The sequence below is a fragment of the Caballeronia sp. LjRoot31 genome, assembly GCF_964253885.1.
Lineage (GTDB): Bacteria > Pseudomonadota > Gammaproteobacteria > Burkholderiales > Burkholderiaceae > Caballeronia.
Genome location: NZ_CAXURX020000003.1, coordinates 867,360 through 888,999, shown reverse-complemented (window position 1 = coordinate 888,999; position 21,640 = coordinate 867,360). Strand labels below are relative to the sequence as shown.

General features: G+C 59.4%; 18 protein-coding genes. 3 read left to right on the top strand and 15 right to left on the bottom strand.

Annotated features, from left to right (window positions below):
• Positions 1-357: 357 nt before the first annotated feature.
• On the top strand, positions 358-1,170 hold the full coding sequence (locus ACSQ8V_RS32730) for a transporter substrate-binding domain-containing protein (RefSeq protein WP_436208580.1): 813 nt from the start codon (positions 358-360) through the stop codon (positions 1,168-1,170).
• 1,015 nt (positions 1,171-2,185) lie between these two features.
• Here ACSQ8V_RS32730 and ACSQ8V_RS32725 read toward each other — a convergent pair.
• The 4 genes from ACSQ8V_RS32725 to ACSQ8V_RS32710 form a co-directional block, all read right to left on the bottom strand.
• On the bottom strand, positions 2,186-3,787 hold the full coding sequence (locus ACSQ8V_RS32725; RefSeq protein WP_089163638.1) for a peptide chain release factor 3: 1,602 nt from the start codon (positions 3,785-3,787) through the stop codon (positions 2,186-2,188).
• A 217-nt stretch (positions 3,788-4,004) separates the two neighbouring features.
• A complete protein-coding gene (locus ACSQ8V_RS32720; RefSeq protein ID WP_213766204.1) occupies positions 4,005-4,214 on the bottom strand; it encodes a hypothetical protein in 210 nt (69 codons plus the stop codon).
• Positions 4,215-4,480: 266 nt separating this feature from the next.
• Positions 4,481-5,731, bottom strand: a complete 1,251-nt coding sequence (locus ACSQ8V_RS32715; protein WP_436208579.1) for a multidrug effflux MFS transporter — start codon at positions 5,729-5,731, stop codon at positions 4,481-4,483.
• A gap of 4 nt (positions 5,732-5,735) precedes the next feature.
• The gene (locus ACSQ8V_RS32710) at positions 5,736-6,701 is read right to left on the bottom strand and encodes a quinone oxidoreductase family protein (protein ID WP_436208578.1); all 966 of its coding nucleotides are present in this window, start codon (positions 6,699-6,701) and stop codon (positions 5,736-5,738) included.
• Between the two features lie 121 nt (positions 6,702-6,822).
• Between ACSQ8V_RS32710 and ACSQ8V_RS32705 the strand changes: the two genes are divergently transcribed.
• A complete protein-coding gene (locus tag ACSQ8V_RS32705) occupies positions 6,823-7,725 on the top strand; it encodes a LysR family transcriptional regulator (protein WP_436208577.1) in 903 nt (300 codons plus the stop codon).
• A gap of 59 nt (positions 7,726-7,784) precedes the next feature.
• Here the strand turns inward: ACSQ8V_RS32705 and ACSQ8V_RS32700 are convergent, their stop codons facing one another.
• Entirely contained in the window at positions 7,785-7,988 is a 204-nt protein-coding gene (locus tag ACSQ8V_RS32700; protein WP_213766200.1) for a hypothetical protein, read from the bottom strand.
• Positions 7,989-8,218: 230 nt separating this feature from the next.
• Here ACSQ8V_RS32700 and ACSQ8V_RS32695 point away from each other — a divergent pair, with 230 nt between their 5' ends.
• Positions 8,219-8,809 (top strand): GNAT family N-acetyltransferase, encoded by a 591-nt coding sequence (locus tag ACSQ8V_RS32695; protein ID WP_436208576.1) that lies wholly within the window; start codon positions 8,219-8,221, stop codon positions 8,807-8,809.
• A 33-nt stretch (positions 8,810-8,842) separates the two neighbouring features.
• On the opposite strand, the gene ACSQ8V_RS32690 is transcribed toward ACSQ8V_RS32695, so the two are convergent.
• The 10 genes from ACSQ8V_RS32690 to ACSQ8V_RS32645 form a co-directional block, all read right to left on the bottom strand.
• Entirely contained in the window at positions 8,843-9,244 is a 402-nt protein-coding gene (locus tag ACSQ8V_RS32690) for a type II toxin-antitoxin system VapC family toxin (RefSeq protein ID WP_436208575.1), read from the bottom strand.
• The gene (locus ACSQ8V_RS32685) at positions 9,244-9,480 is read right to left on the bottom strand and encodes an antitoxin (RefSeq protein WP_436208574.1); all 237 of its coding nucleotides are present in this window, start codon (positions 9,478-9,480) and stop codon (positions 9,244-9,246) included. Before ACSQ8V_RS32685 ends, ACSQ8V_RS32690 begins: the two co-directional genes overlap by 1 nt.
• A gap of 115 nt (positions 9,481-9,595) precedes the next feature.
• Positions 9,596-10,639, bottom strand: a complete 1,044-nt coding sequence (locus ACSQ8V_RS32680; protein ID WP_436208573.1) for an NADP-dependent oxidoreductase — start codon at positions 10,637-10,639, stop codon at positions 9,596-9,598.
• A gap of 100 nt (positions 10,640-10,739) precedes the next feature.
• Entirely contained in the window at positions 10,740-11,687 is a 948-nt protein-coding gene (locus tag ACSQ8V_RS32675; protein ID WP_436208572.1) for a PfkB family carbohydrate kinase, read from the bottom strand.
• On the bottom strand, positions 11,684-13,123 hold the full coding sequence (locus tag ACSQ8V_RS32670) for a purine-cytosine permease family protein (RefSeq protein WP_436208571.1): 1,440 nt from the start codon (positions 13,121-13,123) through the stop codon (positions 11,684-11,686). The genes ACSQ8V_RS32675 and ACSQ8V_RS32670 overlap by 4 nt, the downstream gene beginning before the upstream one ends.
• A gap of 72 nt (positions 13,124-13,195) precedes the next feature.
• Entirely contained in the window at positions 13,196-14,233 is a 1,038-nt protein-coding gene (locus ACSQ8V_RS32665; protein WP_436185819.1) for an ADP-ribosylglycohydrolase family protein, read from the bottom strand.
• Complete coding sequence (locus ACSQ8V_RS32660) at positions 14,233-14,967, bottom strand: GntR family transcriptional regulator (protein ID WP_213766194.1); 735 nt, start codon at positions 14,965-14,967, stop codon at positions 14,233-14,235. Before ACSQ8V_RS32660 ends, ACSQ8V_RS32665 begins: the two co-directional genes overlap by 1 nt.
• A gap of 310 nt (positions 14,968-15,277) precedes the next feature.
• Positions 15,278-16,501 (bottom strand): threonine--tRNA ligase, encoded by a 1,224-nt coding sequence (gene thrS / locus ACSQ8V_RS32655; protein WP_436208570.1) that lies wholly within the window; start codon positions 16,499-16,501, stop codon positions 15,278-15,280.
• 773 nt (positions 16,502-17,274) lie between these two features.
• A complete protein-coding gene (locus tag ACSQ8V_RS32650; RefSeq protein WP_436208569.1) occupies positions 17,275-18,405 on the bottom strand; it encodes an IS110 family transposase in 1,131 nt (376 codons plus the stop codon).
• A 1,022-nt stretch (positions 18,406-19,427) separates the two neighbouring features.
• Positions 19,428-21,560: a phosphocholine-specific phospholipase C gene (locus ACSQ8V_RS32645; RefSeq protein ID WP_436208568.1), complete on the bottom strand. Its 2,133-nt coding sequence runs from the start codon at positions 21,558-21,560 to the stop codon at positions 19,428-19,430.
• Between the last annotated feature and the right edge of the window lie 80 nt (positions 21,561-21,640).

Here is a 21,640-nt window from a genome sequence, read left to right as displayed (position 1 = left end):
GTCGCCAAGTCGAGAAAATATTAGAAAATAATTCGATAAGGGGTTTCGGCGGCGGGGGCGGATCGTAGCCGATCACACGCATATCGCAGAACAGTTGGCGTGGATTCACCTCGCCGACAACCTCGATACCTATTCGGGGTCAAGGCCATCCTGAGCGCTTGAGATATCCTGCGTAACGCGCAGTCGTTTGTCGCCCCATCGGAAAAGCCGGTTCCGCCGCCTGCTCCTTCATTTCGCCGAGCGCGTGAATTTTGAATCGTTTAGAAAACAAAAGACTTGCTAATAGACTTTGCGATGGCGCGAGCCAGGTAACCAGACGATCGACGTAGACAGACCACAACACGTTTCAGGGGAAACATGAAAACTTCGAAGTTGTTGATGACGCTTGGCGTAGTCGCGCTTAGCGTGTTCGCACGTTTGACGCCGGTCCACGCGGAAGCGCTGGATGACATCCAAAAACGCGGCGTGCTGCGCGTGGCAGTGCCGCAAGATTTTGCGCCTTTCGGATCGGTCGGTCCGAGCATGCAACTGGAAGGGCTTGATATCGACGTGTCCGGGCTGCTCGCGAAAAAACTCGGCACCAAGCTGGAACTGGTGCCGGTCACGAGCGCAAACCGCATTCCGTACCTGCAGACGAACAAGGTCGACCTGGTCATTTCGACGCTTGGCCGCGATGCGGAGCGCGACAAGGTCATCGACTTCTCGCAGTCGTATTCGCCTTATAACAATAGCGTGTACGGTCCCGCGAATATGAAAATTGACGGCCCTGCGGACATGGCGGGGAAGACGGTGGGTGTCGCTCGCGGTACCTTCGAAGACCTGATGCTGACGAAAAGCGTGCCGCCCTCCACCACGATCAAGCGTTTCGAGGACAACAGCGGCATGATCTCCGCGTACCTTGCGGGTCAGGTGCCGCTGGTGGGCACGGGCGACTTCGTGGCTAACAAGATTGCCGCGACCTTGCCGGCGTCGGCGCCGAACAAACCTGCGCTCAAGTATGTGATTCATGAGTCGGCGTGTCATGTCGGGTTGAACAAGAACGAGCCGAAACTGATGGCGAAGGTCGATGCGATCCTCACCGAGGCGAAGAAAGACGGCGAGTTGAACGGTATTGTCGAGAAGTGGCTGCATGTGCCATTGCCGCAGAAGATGGCACAGAGTACGGATTGAGTTTGTTGCGGGGCTGGGTTTGTACCGTCAGGTTGCTAAACGCCGGTTATCCGAGATAGTTTTTTCGTTCGCACTTGGGTTGGGGTGGTCGTTTCGGGGGTGGTGGTCGGGGTTGATGCTGGGGTGCTGCTTTCAGTGTTAGTGGTCTGCGAGAGTCGGATTTTCTCTTTATCACTATTAGCCACTGTGCGTGGCGGCACGTCATTTCTTTGTCCAAAGCGACAAAGAAACGAAGCAAAGAAAACGCTTTCAAACCACGCTACCCTAAGTGTCCACAGCGTGCAGTTTTCATTCATGGGTGCCCCAAAAGCACGGTGCTCGCCAGAGCCACGGATGTGTGAACCCCTCCTTCTCGCGAATCCTGACACGAACACGCTTCGCCCCGTACGCTCTCGGGCAAGCACGAGGCGCCCACGAACCAGCACGGCCTAACGCGTATTTGCTTCTGCGGTTTTGACGGGTTAGCTACCTGGTCCGTGCGACCGTATTCATAGGCCACAGCTTGATGCGTGTTTGTGTTTACTGCTTCAGTTTTTGTGAATTGGCTGCGCGTTCTGTACAGCTATTTTCGTCGGTTACGGCCGCCCGCATCTTCGCGACCTTGTTTTCAGCAGGGTTGGCGACGTGGTTCGAGGCGCATACTGATTTGGAGGGAGGTTGTCCGCGGATAGCGCGGGATGCCCCTTGGGCAGGTTCAATCACTGGTGGCGAAGCGTGTGGGTATCCGTGTTCGGAGAAGGAGGGGTTCACACATCCTCCGCTCTGGCGAGCACCGTGCTTTTGGGGCACCTATGAATCAAAACTGCACGCTGTGGACACTTAGGGTAGCGTGGTTGAAAGCGCTTTCTTTGCTTCGTTTCTTTGTCGCTTTGGACAAAGAAATGACGTGCCGCCACGCACAGTGGCTAATAGTGATAAAGAGAAAATCCGACTCTCGCAGACCGCTAAGGCCGAAAGCACCAACCCAGCATCAACCCCGACCGCCACCCCAAAACCACCCCCGCCCAACTCTTCATCAAATCGACTTCTGAAACGGCGCTCCGGAATGCTCGCGCAGCTCATTAAAAACGATCTTCGGCCACGCCTTCTTCGCCACATCAATTTCGGAAACATGCGAAGCGAGATACGTCGGCGCATTCGACGCATCCAGCGCAATACGAGCCGAATACGCATCAGTAAACCGACGCAATTCGGCGGCGTCATCGCACGTAACCCACCGCGACATCCGATACCGCGCCGGCATGATCCGCACATCCACCTTATATTCCGCCGACAACCGATGCGACACCACCTCAAACTGAAGCTGCCCGACAGCGCCCAGAATAGTCGACCCGCCAAGCACCGGACGGAAGACCTGAATCGCACCTTCATCGCCTAATTGCCGCAGCGCTTCACCAAGCTGCTTCGCCCGGATCGGATCAACCACTTCCACCGTCTGGAAAATTTCCGGCGCAAAGAACGGCAACCCGACGAACTGCAACAGTTCGCCCTCAGTCAATGTATCGCCGAGGCTCAGCGTGCCATGATTCGGAATGCCAATGATATCGCCAGGGAACGCTTCACTCACGGTCTCGCGGCGTTGCGACAGGAACGTCACCACGTTATTCGCGCGGAAAGTCTTGTTGGTGCGCGTCACCTTCAGCGCCATGCCGCGCTCGAAATGTCCCGAGCACACGCGAATAAACGCAACGCGGTCGCGGTGCGCCAGATCCATGTTCGCCTGCACCTTGAACACCACGCCAGTAAAGCGCGGCTCTTCCGGCAACACCGGACGTTGCACGGACATGCGCATGGACGGCGGCGGCGCAAGCTCGACAAGCGCGTCGAGAATTTCCTTCACGCCGAAGTTGTTGATCGCCGATCCAAACAACACCGGCGACTGTTCGCCTGCCAGAAACGCAGCGCGATCGAACGCGGGCGTCGCGCCCGTGATCAAATCGATTTCTTCTTTCGCACGCGCCCAGCTCGGGCCAAAGCGACGCTCACCGTCGGCATCGTCGAGCGCACGCACGGTTTCGACCGCGCCGCCGGCGGTATCCTGACCAGCGCGGAACACTCGCACCTGATCGTGTGCAATGTCGTAGACGCCCTGGAATTCCTTGCCCATGCCAATAGGCCAGGTGAACGGCACAGCGGCCACACCCAGGTGCTGCTCAATTTCATCGAGCAGGTCGAGCGGTTGACGCACTTCGCGGTCGAGCTTGTTGATGAACGTAAGGATCGGCGTGCGGCGGCTGCGGCAGACTTCAAGCAGCTTGAGCGTCTGGGCTTCAACGCCGTTGGCGCCGTCAATCACCATCACGGCGGCATCCACCGCCGTCAACACGCGATACGTATCTTCGGAGAAGTCTTCGTGTCCCGGCGTATCGAGCAGGTTAATGACGCAATCGCCGTATTCGAACTGCATGACCGAGCTCGCGACCGAAATGCCACGCTGCTTTTCGATTTCCATCCAGTCCGATGTCGCATAGCGGCTGCTCTTGCGCCCCTTCACGGTACCTGCAATCTGGATCGCGCCCGAAAACAGCAGCAGCTTTTCGGTCAGCGTAGTCTTGCCCGCATCAGGGTGGGAAATGACCGCGAAGGTGCGGCGCCGTTTGAGTTCGGAGAGTGACATCGGTACTGGAGAGAGCTGTGGGGTTGAGCATTCGGGCGGGAGGTGGTCCGAAAAATGGCCCGAAAAATGGCCCGAAAAAGCCGCGTGGTGTGGATGATACACGAGGGGGGGTCTGCTCGTGCCGGGGCCTGCCTGCCGGCACAAACGAGAAGGGCCCCGACTGGATCGGGGCCCTTCTCGAAAACGCTAAAACTTGAAGCTTAAAACTTGATACAGCTTAGGGCTTCGGTGCCGACGACGGGATCGTCGTCGCTGCTGCATGCTTGTGCTTCTTGTGATGATGCTTCTTGGTCTTGTGCGTGGCGCTAGCCGGTGCTGCATCGGCAGCCGTCGCAGCGGCAGGAGCCGGAGCCGGTGCCGAAGCTTGTGCGAATGCGCCAGCGGAGAACAAAGCGACAAGCGTCGCGGCAACGAGTTGCTTTTTCATGGCAGTGAGATCCTTGAGGTTGATGTCGACTACGCGGCGACGACGTCGCGTGTACCCGTTTAACGTCTCACCCCGAAGTGTGTTGACACGATCCCAAAGAAAAAATGACGGCAGCCACACAATTTTTCTGTGTGCAGGATTCCTTCGATTAGTACACAAAGCCGGACCCTGTACCTCGTTTATTCCACTGCATGAAATTCAGCGCCAGTACATAACGTTGTTTGACAATCGATGCAGCTACCAATCCGCCGCATGTTTCACGACGTTCAAACCGGCGAGGTCGAATTTGCATCGACATCGGCTGAGGGTGATTCGATTCCATCTCGCTTCCCGAGCCAGATCCAGACCATTCCAGCGAGCAACGCGCAGGCAGCCATCACGCCGCTCATCGCGAAGATGCCGAGTATAGGAAACAGCAGCGCCACGAATGAACTCGACGCCGCGCCGCACAGCATCTGTATAGATGTCAGCAAGCCGCCCGCCACGCCCGCCAACTCTGGAATGGGATCGAGCGCGCCGCGTGCGGCACTGGGCGCAGCAAGCCCGAAGCAAAAAGTACTCACCACGAGCAAGGGCATGACAGTCGGCAACGAGGCTTGATGCAACACGCTCAGTGCAATCAAACCGAAAGTTGCGGCCAGCGTCGTGCAAATGGCAGTGGCAAGAATGCGCCGCGATTCGACACCGCGCGCCGCGATGAAACCGTTCACCGTTGCACCCGCGACAATGCCCGCGCCGGTCATCGCGAACATCGCGGCGTAGATGATCGGCCGGACATGCAGGATATGCAGCAGCACAAGCGGCGAACCCGCCACATACGCGAACATCCAGCCGAACCCAAAGCCGTTGATGAGAATATGCCCAATCACCGCGCGATGCGTCAGCGCGCGTCGATATCCATCGCGAAGTCCGGACAGGGCGAAGCCCCCGCTCTGCTGCGGCGCCGATTCCGTCAGGCCTGCCCACGTGGCAAGCTCGGCCAGCAATCCGCAGGCGGCCATGACGCCATATATTCCTCGCCATTCAATCGCCGCCAGCAACCCGACGCCAATTGAAGGCGCCACAATCGGCGCTACGTTCGCGACCACGGTAATGGCCGCGAGCCGGTGCTGCATCGCGTTGCCTTCGAACAGATCGCGGACGATCGCGAGCGCAACCGTCATCCCCGCGCCCGCCCCAATGCCCTGCACCAGCCGGGCGCCGAGCAACACGCCAATGCCCGGCGCCAGCGCCGAAACAATCCCGCCCACGGTGAACAACGCAAGGCCGAGCAGCAGCGTAGGCTTGCGGCCACGCGCATCGGAAAGAGGGCCGTATGCGATCGGCCCGACCGCGAAACCCGCCATGAAGAGACTCAGCGTGAGTCCGGCCTGACTCGCACTCGCGTCCAATGAGCTCGCTATATTGCCAAGCGCGGGCAACGCCATATCGATGGAAATGGGCGGCAACGCGGCCAGCGCGCCCAGAAAAACAGCGAACAGGATGGATTGCGGCGCCAGCCGCCAGCGTTGTGTCACGTCGTCAGATCCGCTTCGTGTGCGGTGTCAGCACCACGCGGCCTTTCGTCCCCTCCGCCACCGCCCGGAAGGCGGCTTGCGCATCTTCCAGCGCGAAGGTATGCGCAATGGCCGGCGCTTTGTAGCTGCCGTCTTCGAAGCCCGGACGCAGCACCTCCAGCATCTGCGCAGACGCTACCAGATCGCGCTTCAACGTATCGACGCCAATCAGGCGACTCTCGTTGTGATAAAAATCCGCGAGGTTGAAGGTGACTTCGCGACGATCCGACGCCGATATCTCCACCAGCCGTCCGCCCACTTTCAGCATGTGCAAGGCCGTTTCGAACATCGATCCGCCGACCGTATCGAATACGACAGCCGCGCCGCCGTTCGTTGCTTCACGAATGCGTGCGACGGCATCGGGGGCTTGCGAGTCCACCATTGCATCGACGTAGGGACTCGTCGTAGCCGCGCCGCGCCCCACGCCCACCACCTTCGCGCCAATGCGTTTCGCGATCTGCGAGGCCGCCCCGCCCACGCCGCCCAGCCCGATGATCGCGATGCTCTCGCCGGCCTGCAATTGCGCGGCTTCCACCACGGCGCACCACGCGGTGATGAAATTCACGCCGATCGCCGATGCCTCCTCGAACGTCAGATTGACCGGTTTGCGACGCAGGCTTGCAACCGGCACCACGACCTGTTCAGCATGCGTGCCGTCGCGCGTGAAACCCACGTCGCCGCCCGAGCCCCAGACCTCCGCGCCCAGCCACTCGGCAGGACCTGCGACGACCACGCCGGAATAGTCACGGCCGGGCGTACGCGGCAGCGTCGTCTGGCTCATGCGCCCTTGCACGTTCTTTACGTCGCTTGGATTGATCGATGCCGCGAAGACCTGTACGACGGCTTCATCCCCGGAAGGCGCAGGCGCGGGCAAATCGCTGGTAATCAGGACCGATGGATCGCCGTGCTGGTTGAAACGCAGTGCTTTCATGATGTTCCTCCGTTGTCATGCCCGCATTATTGCCCCCGGCGCGCGTGGCGAAAAGGCGTCCATCCGCATAGAATCGTTGCGTCAAGTGGAAAGATGGACGGAATCAAGATGGACCCAATCGATGCCCGATGAAATCAACGACCTGCGCCTGTTCGCGCAGATGGTGGACGCCGGCAGCCTCTCGGCGGCGGCGCGCCGGACCGACGGCTCGACCGCCGCCATGAGCCGGCGGCTGGCCGCGCTCGAAAAGCGCCTGGGCGTGCGTCTCGTCACGCGGACGTCGCGGCGCTTCGACCTGACGGTGGAAGGCGCGCTGTTTCATGAACGCGCAGTGGCCATCCTGCATGCCGTCGACGCCGCCGAGGCCGAGATCAGCGCTCAGGCGCGCGTGCCGCAGGGTTTGTTGTGCATCGGGGCGCCGTCGGAAATTGGGCGCAAGCAGATCGCGCCGCTGATCGAAGCATTCTCGGACCGGTATCCGGAGGTCGAGGTGCGGCTCGTGTTGTCCGATATCGGGCTGGATGTGATCGACGACAATCTCGACGTGGCATTGCGCATCGACTTGCCCGCGGATACCGGCGTGATTGCGAAGAAACTGTTGTCGAGCCGGCGCATTGTGTGCGCGGCGCCAGAGTATCTGGCGCGGCACGGAATGCCGGTAACGCTGACCGATCTCGCCGCGCACGATTGCCTGCGGCTCGTGCGCGGGCAGCGCGTTTTCGACAGATGGTTATTCGTGGAAGACGGCCGGCACCGCGAGATTCAGGTCCGCGGCACACTCTCGACCGCGAGCGGCGAAGTACTTCACGACTGGGCGCTCAAAGGCCGCGGCCTTGCGCTGAAGGCGCTTTGGGACATAGAAGACGATTTGCGCGCGGGCAGGCTGATTGAGTGCCTTGCGCCCTATCACTGCGATGAAATCGAGTTATATGCGGTGTTTGCGAACCGGCGGCATTTGTCGCCGCGAGTGCGGGTCTTTCTCGATTTCGTACAAGAGGCGCTTGGCGTAAAAAGCTCCGCGTGAAGCGGTCCGCTGCAAGATACGCGCGATTTACACTTCAGCTTGAGCGCTTTCTCACCACGTTAGTTGGAAGCCAGCGGCATCCACGGGTCGTTGCCGGTCGCGGGATACATGAGCGAAACCTCTTTGCTCACACGAACGATTTCATGGATGTTATCCCTGAAGTTCGGGCTCTTTTCGTAGCTGATAAAGCCAGCATCTGCAACGGCGGACAAGGTCAGTAACGCGAAAGCGATGCGCTCGACGATCATAAAACGGTGGGGCATTTCCAAAGTTCCTTGAATCTTTCACTTTGGGGATTATAAGGGTTTTCACCTATCTTTTGCCAGTCCAAATTGGATGCTGGTGACGGAAAACGACACCGTCCAACGCACTGCTTAGGGAATTATTGCCTCTTTTCATCATACGAAAAGCTGGCGTTAATTCGTCGCTGTATTGTCGTTGTCTCGTCGTTGCATTGCCGTTGAACACGATCAGGAAGGGGTAGTTAACGCCTATGGCAATCGAAGCCGAGCACCGCACCACGGCGCAATTCCCGCCGGAGGGCTTGAAAAGGGAGCGTGTCGTGCTGCGTCCGGCCAGCAGCCAGTACACCGGCGCGCTGCTGATCTACCGGCTCGGCAATCGCGCGCACCTCGACCGCTGGGAGCCGTTGCGAGAAGACTCCTTCTTCACAATGCAAGCCGCGAATGAACGCATGGCGTTAATGGAAAACGCGATGGCCGCCGGCACTGCGCTGCATCTGTTGATTTTCGCGAGCGAACGCCGCAACGTGCTGATTGGCGACTGCCACTTCACGAATATCGTGCGCGGGCCGTTTCAGGCGTGTCATCTCGGCTATTCGATCGACGAGCATTACGAGGGGCGCGGGCTGATGCGCGAGGCGCTCGCTGCGGCGCTGGGTTTTATCTTCGATGCGTACCGGCTGCATCGTGTCATGGCGAGTTATCGGCCGGAGAATGATCGCAGCGGGCGTCTGCTGGCCAGCCTCGGATTCGAACATGAAGGGCTGGCCAAGGCGTATCTCAAGATCGACGGGCAATGGGCGGATCACGTTCTGACCTCGCTGGTGAACCCGAAAGATTGAGTGGGGAAGTGCGATGGAGCGGCGACTGCCAGATTACGCGTTTAGCCAGTTTTCAACTTTAATGCCAGGATAGTGTGCGAAATCGCGCTCGTTGTTGGTAACCAGAATTACGTCTAACGTGCAGGCATGCGCGGCGATCAGCTTGTCGAGATGATCCTTTTTCCGTTCGCGTGTGGCTTCCCGAATAGGGCCGTAAGTAGTCGCTGCCGCAGCGTCGAACGGCATCACCCGAATGTCCTGTGTCAGCGCCGCAAGATTGCGCTTTTCACGCTTTGGATTAGCTGAAACCGCCACACCGTATTCCAGTTCGGCAAACGTGATAGCAGACATGACCACGTCGCCGAAATAGCATTTCTCAAACCGTCGAGCGACTTGCTCGGGCTGGTTTTTCATCAGGTAAATGCAAATATTGGTGTCGAGCATATAAAGCGGCATTACAAATCCTCGCGGTCCGCCTGTTCGTGTTCGTCGCGACCGTCCACAGTGAAATCGGGTCCGAATTTCGCAAAGGTTTTCAGCACGCCCGCCAGAGACCGACGTACCGGTCGAATCCTCAATTCGTCGCCCACGCGTTCGATATTCACTTCCATATCCATGCGGTCATAAGCCAGTTCGGCGGGGATGCGCACGGCCTGCGAATTTCCATTTCGGAAAACTTTCGTAGTGGGCATAGCGAACATCCTTGTGTGTACATTGGATGTACTATAGACGCAAACATCCTCAATGTAAATACACGTGTGTACAACATCCCTCTAGAACGACAACGGGATACACAAACATCGTTCATCAGGTTTTCGTTTCCTCAGCCACCCGCACCAGCACCTTGCCGAAATTACGACCGTCGATCATATCGAGGAACGCTTGCGGTGCGTTCTCCAATCCCACGGTGACATCCTCCAGATGCTTCACCTGACCCGCACGCAAAAAGCCGCCGACATCGAGCAGGAAAGCATCCCGATACCCAGGCAGGAACTCGTAGTTGATATAACCGCGCACCGTCAGGCTACGCGTAAGAATCGCGCGCATGGTCGCGGCAAGGCCATCGTCGGCGTCAGCGTTGTTGCCCGACGTCTGCGCCATCAATCCGCAGACGGGCACACGGCCGTATTGATTGAGCAAAGGCAGCACAGCCTTCCACACCGCGCCGCCAATGTTCTCGAAATATACGTCGATACCCTTGGGACATGCATTCGCCAACTGGTTGGCGAAGTCGGGCGCGCGATGGTCAATGGCGGCATCGAAGCCAAGTTCGTCCACCACATAGCTGCACTTCTTCGCGCCGCCGGTAATGCCCACGACGCGGGCGCCAGCGATCTTGCCAAGCTGACCCACGAGCGAGCCCACAGGGCCGCTTGCCGCACCGACCACGACCGTCTCGCCAGGCTTAGGTTTGCCGATCGCCGCCATGCCGGCATATGCCGTGAAACCCGGCATGCCGAGCACGCCCAGATAAGCGCGCGTTGCAATACCGTCTGCGGATAATGGACTCAGGTTGCGGGCATCGGCCACCGCGTGGCTGACCCAGCCCGCGTTCACGAGTACCTGGGCGCCGACCGGGAGCGTTGTATTATTTGATTCGATTACCGTCGCCACGCTCTCGCCGGGCATGGCCTCGCCGATCTGTGCGGGTTTCGCGTAAGAACGTGCTTCGTTCATGCGGCCGCGCATGTACGGATCAAGCGATAGATAGTCGATGCGCAGCAACACCTGCCCTTCACCGGGCACGGGCACGGGCATGGGCACTTCTTCGAGGCGAAAATCAGAGAGTGCGGCACGGCCGCCCGTGGGACGCGAGGCCAACACGATTTGTCGAGCGGTAGCTGAGGTCATGCGGTTTCTCCAGGATGCATCGCGGGGAAACCGAGCATATACGCGCGGGCGCAATCGCGCTTTGTCGAGCGCTCAGACGCGGGTGATTCGCTTGATTCGCCTAAGCAACCGATGCCATGAACGCATCGATTTCCGCCGCATCCGGTGACGTTGCCGGTCCGTAACGCGTCACCGCAATCGCCGCCGCAGCGTTCGCGCGACGAGCCGCCGCTCGTGCGTCGGCACCAGTGGCAAGTACGGCCAGGAACACGCCCGCGTGAGCGTCGCCGGCACCATTGGTGTCGACCGCTTTTACTGCGAAACCCGGCACATGGTCGCGTGTTTCACCCACGCGCAGATGACAGCCGGAGGCGCTATCGCGCACGATTGCGAGCGCGCCGGTTCTTAACCGCGCGATGATCGAGTCGAACGCCGCATCGAAATTGTCGGTACTGGCGAAACGCAACGCCTCAACCCGGTTGCTCGTCCAGATTGATACGACGGCCAGCATGCGCGCAAGCAACGTTGCATCAATAGCATCGACAAGCGGTCCCGGATCAAAAGCCACGCGCGTTTCAGAAGGCAAATGCTCAAGCCAGTCGACAAGCACAGCGCCCTTGTCCGCAAGCATCAGGCTATAACCGCTGACATAAACAATATCGCGCGCGTTCACCGAGAGCGCATCAAGCACGTGTCGATCGAGCACGCTTTCCGCCCCCATGTGCGAGACGAACGTGCGCTCGGCGGATGCATCGACAATGGCAACGCACAAGCCCGTGTCCTGGTCCGCGACTTCGGGCCCCGCAATCTCCACACCTTCCTGCGCTAACGCCTGACGCGCCATGTCGCCGAAACGGCCATGTCCATGACCGCCCGGATACACCACGCGCATGCCGCTGCGCCGCGCTGCCGCCATTACGTTGAAACCGCCGCCTACTTCGAAGCTTGCGTTGTGCGCAAGCACGTCGCCACCGGGCGCGGGCAGCGTATCGATCTGCATGACCAGGTCGACAATCACCTGCCCCGTATGAATCAATCTCGATGCCTGCTGTGAGTCTCTTTGCGTCATGCTGTCTTCCAACGTTTGGCCGTACCGCGCGCGCCGCCCAGAAGCGCATACATGCCTGCGGCCACCACGAACGTCACGATCCATCCGAGGCCATTACGTCCGAACCAGGAGTCCGCGAATATGCCGTGGATCGCACCTGTGGAGATGAAACAAAAACCAAGCACGATCGCCAGTGCCCAGGTACCGAACGCACGCCATTCAATGCCGCCTTTGTACCAGTACGCGCTACGCGGAGAGACATCGAGCAAGTCGGCCGGAGAGTATTCCTGACGATGAATCAGATCCACCACGAAGATACCGACCCACGCCGTGATAGGCACCGCCAGCAGTGAAATGAAACCGATGAACGGACCATAGAAGCTCCCGGCAATCAGCATGAAGTAGATCGAACCCGTGAAGATCACCACGACGTCGACCACCACCGCCTGCACGCGCTTCACCTTCAGGCCAAGCGTGAGTGTAGTCAAACCGGCCGAATACACGGACAGGTAATTGGACAGCAGCAAGCCGCCGAACGCTGTGATCAGGTATGGAATAGCCATCCATGGTGGCAACATTTCGCGGATCGCGGCGATCGGGTCCGTAGCCGACGCGAGATGATCGTTGCCAACCGACAGCAGCGCGCCGAGCGTGACGAGAAGGATCAGCGGAATGCCCGCGCCGAACGCAGCGGACGCCACCAGCGCCGGTCCTTTGACCGTGGGCGCCTGATAGCGCGACATATCGGCGCCCGCATTGGCCCAGCCAATCCCCGTACCTGCTGCAATCGTGCCAATGCCAATGATGACTGCGCTCAACGGCGCGGGCGTCGCGTTGAACACAGCATGCCAGTCGATCGCCGTCACGAGAAAGCCGGCCACCAGCAAGTTGAGCACGCCGAAGACATAGGTGGACCATTTCTGGATCACGAGCAGCGTAGCGTGACCAAGCCCTGACACGATCAACGTCAGCACCACGAACACGGCGATGAACACGAGCGTCAGTACCGGTGCGTTCCTGGCTTCAGCGGGCGTGCCGAACACGATGGTTGCAAGCGACAGCAGCACGTACGCCGCGGTGGTCGTGTTGACGGTCTCCCAGCCGAGCCGTGACAACAGCGAGACGATGGTCGGCCCAATGTTGCCGCGCACGCCGAAGATCGCACGCGACAGCGTGAGACTCGGCGCATGCCCGCGCCGCCCCGCAATCGAGATCACGCCGACGATCGCAAACGATCCCGCCGCGCCGATTACCGCGACAAGCGCCGCCTGCCAGATCGCGAGATGCTGGAAAGCAACCAGCGTCGCGCCGAGCGGCAGTCCAAGGATGCTGATGTTGGCGGCGAACCAGACCCAGAAAAGCTGCAGCGGATGCCCATGACATTCGCCTTCCGGTACAGGTTCGATACCACGCGTCTCGACTCGGCGAGCGCTGTTTGACGTGCGTGACGAAGCCATCTGAGTCCGATCTCCAGATTAAAGGGTACAGCGGGGTGCTGCGAAAAATGCGTTAAAGCACGTTAAAGCGCGTCAGGCAGCCGCGGCGCGCAGTCCAAGCAAACGGTCGACCAGCGGCTCGAGATCGAGCGAATTCACGCGGCGAATAGTTTCGATGGGACCGGCCGGCAGCGCGTCATAACCCGCGCACGCGCCGAGGATCGCGCCAAGCATGGCGGCGATCGTGTCGGTGTCTCCGCCCAGGCTCGCTGCAGCCCCCAGGGCGGCTTCGATCGTGCTGTCACGTGTATCCAGATCAAAGGCCAGCGCGAAGGTCGCCACGACTGATTCCTGCGATGCCACCGACGTGCCGATCACATCGTAGATCGTGTCCGCCACCTCGTGCCCGGCGCAGTTGCGCATCAGCTCACGGGCATGGCGAATGCGCGGCGCAATGCGCCCGCCCGCCACCCAGAAGCCACGGCTGTCGGCGGCCTCGGCCATCGAAATGCCCGCTTCCAGCGCTTCAACCAGGCTCGCGCCGTTCAGTCCGGCCGATACCGCTGCCGCCACCGCCGCTGCGCTCGAAATGCCAAGCGTGGTGTTATGCGTCACGACACACGACTGCACGACGGCATCGATAAACTGGTCATGGCGCCTGAGGTCAAACGCAATCCCGACCGGCGTCACGCGCATGGCCGCGCCGTTGGTCGTACCAAAACGGCCCGTGCGCAGAGGGTCTTCACCGGCGGCAATGCGCACGATGGCCTGTTTCGTCGATGGTCCGAGCAGATCGAGCGAACCGCGCGCCTTCATGGACGCTTCCCATTCGATCAACGCATGCGCAAACGCCATCGGTTCGATCTTGCCGTGACCGTCGGCCAGCAAATGCGCAACGAGGACCGCTTGTTCCGTGTCGTCAGTGATGGAGCCAGCCCGAAGACCCGGCGCAATCGGTTGATCCGGAAACGCGTTTTCCAGCTTGTCGATCCGTCCAAACTGCTCGACGATACGCTCGCGGCTGAGTGCCTGGGTCGGCATGCCGAACGCGTCGCCGAGTGCAAGACCGTAGAAGGCGCCGCGTGCGCGATCCGCCAATGTGGGGTGATTCAAAAGCAAAGACGAAGACATCAGAATTCCAGGTGTAGTGCAAAAAAAGCCGGGTCCAGCAAGCTCACGACATACTCGATAATCCGTTCATCCCGATCCCGCGTGAGCCGTCGCGAACGCAGGAACGAGGTGCCGGCGCGACGCTTGAGCAAACGCGCATCGGCCGCTTCCAGGCCGACCACTTCGGCCCACTGTTCGCCGTGATGCGGCACCATGCCGTGCTCGATCAACGTCCGGTTCAGCGAGCCGCCCACCAGCCCTTCCAGCGGCAACGCCGCGAGGTCGTCGTTGAACGGCAAGCGGCTGCGTTCGAGCGAAATGCACTGCGCCTCAGCGTCGGCGCCGATCACGCGCATCCGGTCGATCGCCACGAAGGCTGTGCGCTCAAGCTTCAACTCCTGCGCAAGCGTCTCGTCTTCGATCAGCGCAATCTGCAGCAAACGGGTCTGCGCGCCGCCGCCCACTTTTTCTATCGCCGTGGTCCAGCCGAGCGTCCCGTCAATCGCCTGACCATTGAACGTCACGAACGAGCCGATACCCCCCTTGCGCGTAATCAAACCGCCGCTGGTCAGAAGATCCAACCCCTTGCGAACAGTGTTACGGCTGACCGCAAAACGCTCGACCAGCTCATTCTCGCTTTCGAGTTGCTGCCCGAACGGCAGACGCCCGGTGAGGATGTCCTGCTCGATCGTGGCGGCAACCATATGTGCCTTCGAGCGCCCGACCTCTGCGGTTTTTACTGCTCGTTTAACCATGGTGTGACTCCTGTGCCGATGAGATTGGAAAGTCCATTCCCTGAAAAAGCACAAGTATGCACATGTTTTGCTAAAAAACGGCACACGAAGCGTGATTGAAAGATTCAATCATCGACGCTGCCTTAGTCCTAGCTGCTTGTTCTTTTTATGAACCTTTAAAAAGAACATGTAGGAACATGTACATAATTTAAGACGTCATATTGTGATGGTCAAGTGGGAATTAATGAGGGAAAACCCTTGGAGTCACGCTAGATGGTGAACGGCGAGGTGCGCGCAGGGGAAGTGCCGGTTCGCGGCTCCTTCCCTATTTTTACGATCGTGCTTTAGCGGGCGTTTGACTCATCTCACGCAAACGTTCGATACCTTCGCGAATGAGGATGGTGGTTTGCGTTCCGTCCCGAAGTCGCAGCGACACTGTCTCATCACGTTGGTCGCGTGCGCCCAACGTGATGAAAACGGGGATCCGCTGCTCGCGTGCATCGACGATCTTCCGTTCAAGCCGCTCAGGCCTGTCGTCGAACACCGCCCTTAGTCCCGCTTCATCGAGCAAGTCCATCACGCGTTTTCCGTAACCCGCACTGGCATCTGACACCGTTGCCACCGTCACCTGGTCGGGTGCAAGCCACAGGGGCAGCCAACCTTCATGATGTTCAAGAAGCATCGCGATAAACCGCTCCATGCTGCCCAGGACCGCGTGGTGAATCATCACCGGACGAAGGTGCTCGTTCTCGAACGAGACGAAGCTTGCATCGAGACGATCCGGCAACACGAAGTCGAGCTGGATCGTGCCGCACTGCCAGCTGCGGTCGCGGCTATCCGTAAGATGGAATTCGAGTTTCGGGCCATAGAACGCCCCTTCGCCCGGACGCACATCGAAGGTCAGGCCGGCGGACGTCGCCGCCTTCGCAAGCGCCTCTTCCGCACGATCCCAGACCGCGTCATCGCCTGCCCGCTGATCCGGACGCGTAGCCAGTTGCACGCGGAACGTCGAGAAGCCAAGGTCGGCATAGACCACGCGAAGCAAGTCGCAAAACCGCCCTACCTCGGCTTCCACCTGATCTTCCGTGCAGAAGACATGGGCATCGTCTTGCGTGAAAGCGCGCGTGCGTTTCAATCCCTCGAGCGATCCTGAAGGCTCGTCGCGATGGCATGCGCCAAATTCGCTGTATCGGATCGGCAGGTCGCGATAAGAACGAATACGTTGATTGAAAATCTGTACATGACATGGACAGCTCATGGGTTTCAGGCAATTGGGGTGGCTTTCATGGGCTTCGTCCTGACTACCGTTCACCGAATACATGCCGGCCTGGAATTTATCCCAATGCCCGCTGCGCTCCCAAAGCGAACGCGCCAGCAGTTGCGGCGTACGCACTTCGCGAAACCCGACGCCTCGCATTCGACGCCGGATGTAATCCTCCACCACGCGATAAAGCTCCCACCCGCGCGGATGCCAGAACACCATTCCGGGTCCTTCGTCCTGCTGATGGAACAGGTCCAGCTTGTTACCTAACTGCCGATGATCGATATCGTCCACAATGCTCTCCGTTAGATTCAAGGGCCGCAACGGACATGGAGGGCTGTAAACGCAGAAGGCCCCGTCCGTTTCCGGCGGGGCCTTCTGAAAAACGCACCTCGATACTTTATCGCGCACGGCCTCCAGACGACCCGCCTGAGAAGGTGGTCATGGTAGTCGCGGTCGTGAGGGTGAAGAAATGCGAGTTCATGTGGCACACAATAAGGGGCTTTGGGTCCCCAAGTCAATAGTGTTTTCGCTCGCGCCGGTGGACGGGGTTGGGGTTCTGGTGGGTTTTGGGTTAGTGGGCGGGGTTAGTGCCGGGGTGGTCGGTTCTGGGGTTAGCGGTCGGGGTCAATGCCGGGTTGGTGCTTTCGGCCTTAGTGGTCTGCGAGAGTCGGATTTTCTCTTTATCACTGTTAGCCACTGTGCGTGGCGGCACGTCATTTCTGATATGACTTTCCGTGTCAACAGGTGTTTTTAGCTGTGGTCATCTTTTCTGATATGACTTTCCGTGTCAACAGGTGTTTTTAGCTGTGGTCATCTTTTCTCTTCCTACAATTTCCTGAGGGCGGCGTAGCAGTAACACTCGACGGTGAATCAATCTGATATTCGCGGGTTGGTTACCGCATTACAGTGATCCGTCTCGTGAGCCTGCCGCTAACTTTGTGCGCAAGTCGGCGTGAACCGTTGATAAGCCGTTGCAAAGAAATGCCGCGGGTAACTCTGATGCCGGGCTACGCCGCCTTCAGGAAACTGCCTTTTCGATGATTGCAAAACTGTTTTTTGCTGGTTTAGACAGCCGCTCTGGAGTTGTTGATCGCCTGCTCCATGCCCAGACGGGCGATGTCCCAGATAAACCCGGCGAGTTCGCGAGCGATCGCGACGACCGCCACGTTTTTGAGTTTGCCCTTCGCCACCATTCTTCTAAAGCGCCCACACAGACGCAACTGCGCGTCCCAGGCGCGATCGATAATCACCTTGGGCACGCCCTCATGACGCTGCTCAATCTCGGGACTCACGCGGGCCGTATGCCGATAACTCCAGGCGGCCTCGATCAGCAACTTTCGCGCAAGCGAATTGCCCGTCTTGGTGATGCTGCCCTGGCGCCGGCTGCCCCCCGACGAGTATTCTGAAGGCGTTATGCCCAGCCACGCCATCAACTGCCGAGGATGGGCAAAGCGCGTCACATCGACGATCTCCGAGAGCAAGCCAACGGCGGTGGTGAACTTGATGCCGCGCATGGTTTGCAGGGCGAGCACGGCGGGATAAAAGCGCCACTGCGGCACCGCTTCGCGCAAGGCCGACTCAAGCCGCTCGCACTGCGCAAACCGGTCTTCGATCGCGCGGCGCAACTCGGTGAAGGCGAGGTCCTGCCATGCGTTGCCGAACGAGAACTTGCTGATCCAGCGTCGATGCGCCGGCCCCCAGTTCGCCGTGCCCGCGTATCGCACGGCGTGGGCGAGCAGAAACGATTTTAACGCTTGGCGGGCGCGTTTGAGGGCATCGCGCGTACTGGCCCAGACACGCGCAAGATCGCGAAACGCTTCGTCTTCGACGGTGGGCACATGCACTGCGCTGAGGTCGCCCGCGCGCAGTGAGCGCACGAGCTTGAGCGCATCGCGGCGGTCGGTCTTCACGCGATCGCCGGCTTTGCGCGGGATCAGCGAGGGGGCGCACACCATGCACTCGAAGCCTTTGGCAGCGAGGCGGCGCTGCAGGTCATAGCCCAGAGGACCGGCTTCATAAACGATTTTTACGTGGCGAGCCTTGGATTGAAGCTTTTTGCATAACTGATCAATATCGCGAGAGCGCGTGCCGATCTTGCCGAGCACTTCGACTTCGCCGCTGCCCAGCGCGTAGGCAACTGTAATCGAGTCTTTGTGAACATCCAGTCCGACAAATAACGTGATATCGTTTTGCATGCTGGCCTCCGTGTTGGAAACAAAACCTATGAGTGACGGGTTCGCCCTCACTGTTACGGCTCTGGCGCTATGCTAACCCGCGTGTTTTAGCTCTGTCACGGGGGCCAGCCCTTACTGCTCACGGAAGTCATACTAACTTTGTCCAAAGCGACAAAGAAACGAAGCAAAGAAAGCGCTTTCCAACCGCGCTACCCTAAGTGTCCACAGCGTGCAGTTTCTATTCATAGGTGCCCCAAAAGCACGGTGCTCGCCAGAGCGGAGGATGTTTGAACCCCTCCTTCTCCGAACACGGATACCCACACGCTTCGCCACCAGTGATTGAACCTGCCCAAGGAGCACCCCGCGCTATCCGCGGACGACCATCCACCAAATATGTGCGCGCCTCGAACCACGTCGCCAACCCGCCAAGAAACGAAGCCGCGAAGATGCGGGCGGCCGTAACCGACGAAGATAGCTGTACAGAACGCGCAGCCAATTCACAAAAAACTGAAGCAGCAAACACAAACACGCATGAAGCTGTGGCCTATGAATACGGTCGCACAGACCAGGTAGCTAACCTGTCAATAAACCGCAGCCGTAAATACCTGTGAGGCCGTGCGGGTTCATTGGCAATGGTGCTTGCCCGAGAGCGTACGGGGCGAAGCGTGTTCGTGTCAGGATTCGCGAGAAGGAGGGGTTCACACATCCGTGGCTCTGGCGAGCACCGTGCTTTTGGGGCACCTATGAATGAAAACTGCACGCTGTGGACACTTAGGGTAGCGTGGTTGAAAGCGTTTTCTTTGCTTCGTTTCTTTGTCGCTTTGGACAAAGAAATGACGTGCCGCCACGCACAGTGGCTAATAGTGATAAAGAGAATATCCGACTCTCGCAGACCACTAACACTGAAAGCACCAACCCGGCATCGACCCCAACCACTAACCCCAGACCCGACCTCCCCAGCACTCACCCCGCCCGCTAACCCCAAACCCACCAGAACCCCAACCCCGTCCACCGGCGCGAGCGAAAAATAACCGCCTGCGTCCTTAATCCAGCACAGTCACCGGCGCAACCGCAGCCGGATCGCTAATACTGGGCCGCCCGTTTTCAACGTGACCCGCAAGACGACGCAAGAACGTCGGATCGTCGTTGCTGGTGACGCTCAGGTCATACCAATGATGACTCGCGGCAAGAATCCACAACTCTTCGATGGACCCCAACGACGGCACCAACACCGGACGCGGCCGAGCACCGTAGGCATTATCGACCACCGATAAGCGCGCAATACCACGGCCCCGGTTCGTGAACTGCAGGGACACATTGCCGTTCGCGACATCATATTGCGCCGCCAGTTCAGGGTCAGCCGGCGGATTGGACACACTGCCGCTACCCGGTGGCGTCAACGTACCGGCAAACTCGCGCACGAATCCGTTCGGACCATAGACCGTGAACGCATAGATGCCCGCCGTTCTGTTGATGTCGAAGCTGTCGCGCAAGGTCTTGCCCGCTTCAACCGTATAGCGCCACGGACCGTCAGTACGGTTCGATGAATAGACATAGAAGTGCGCGCCCTGCGAGCCAGTATTGGCGAAATGAAGCGTAAATTGCCTGTTGCCCGCATCGAGACTGCTTTGTACATACAACTCGTAGGGCAGCGCGCGAGCGAAGCGGGTACCGGGCTCCTGCGGATCAATCACGCCAGGTACGGCCGGCACCGTCGGAGCCGGCTGCGTGGCGCATTGATTGTCCGCGATCGTCTTGTAGTTGCTGGTGTCGGGCAGCACCGGCATCTGCGCGTCGGGCGTGCGGAAATCAAAGGCTGTAGTCAGGTCGCCGCATACCGCGCGACGCCACGGCGTAATGTTCGGCTCCACCACCCCAAAGCGTGTTTCGATAAAACGAATCACCGACGTGTGATCGAACACCTGCGAGCAAACGAAACCACCCTTGGTCCAGGGTGAAACAACCGTCATGGGCACGCGCGGGCCGAGGCCGTACGGCAGGCCGTCGGCGGTGTAACTGCCACCCCGCCCCGGATTGACGACCGTATGGAGTTCGCCTTCGGTTGTCACCGTCGACAAACCTTGCGAGCGCGACATGGGTGGCTGCGGCGGCACAAGGTGGTCGAAGAAACCGTCGTTCTCGTCGTACATGACGAACAGGACGGTCTTGCTCCAGACCTCGGGGTTAGCCGTCAGCGCATCCAGTATCTGCGACGTGTATTCCGCCCCGTAAGCCGGCGTGTATTTCGGATGCTCCGAGTACGCTGCGGGCGGACACAACCACGATACTTGCGGCAATTGGTTCGCCAGCACGTCAGCTTTCAGGTCATCGATCGTACGCACGGCGTTCGCGCGCAACTGTAGTGAAGAGCCTTGTGGCGCATTGATGATGTTCACAAAATTCTGCAGGATGTTGGTGCCGTAATTGCCGTTCAGCGGGTCGGCGCCGGTCAGGCCCTGCTGGTAGATCTGCCACGAAATACCGGCCGCTTCCAGACGTTCCGGATAGGTCGTCCACGAGAGCAACTGATACTGCGGCGGACCGTCGCCATCCACATAGTCGTTGTTGTCGAGCAGCGGACCGCCTTGCGTGCCGGTTGGATCGACCATGCCCGTCATGAGGTACGCGCGGTTCGGATGCGTCGGGCCGGCCAGCGAGCAGAAGTAGGCATCGCAAACGGTGAAGGCATCGGCAAGCGCGTAGTGAAACGGAAGGTCGCTGCGCAGGTGATAACCCATCGTCATGTCCGTCTTGTACGCAGGCCACTGATCGTAACGGCCGTTATTGATCGCGTAGTGAGTCGGATACCACGAGTGATCCAGATCGCCAATGCACTGCGCGCTTGTCGTCAGCGTATTCAAATGAAACGGCAGTACTGGCTTCGTTGGGTCTTCCTTCGACGGCTGGAACCATACCGGTTGACCGCTGGGCAACGCGATCGGGAAGCGGTCGTTGTATCCGCGTACGCCTCGCATATGGCCCATGTAGTGATCGAAGGAACGGTTCTCCTGCATGAACACAACAATGTGTTCAACGTCGTTGATCGATCCGGTGCGCCGTGACGCCGGAATGGCGAGCGCTTTGCGAATCGATTCGGGGAACACCGTCAACGCGGCGGCGGCGCCGGCTGAAGTAGCAACGGTCTGCAAGAAACGGCGGCGGCTATTCAACGTCATTTTGATTCACCTCGTGGCGTCATGATAGGTGCAGCAATGCCGTCCCGGTCGAAGGACTCGATCGGAATGGGGATTTTTAT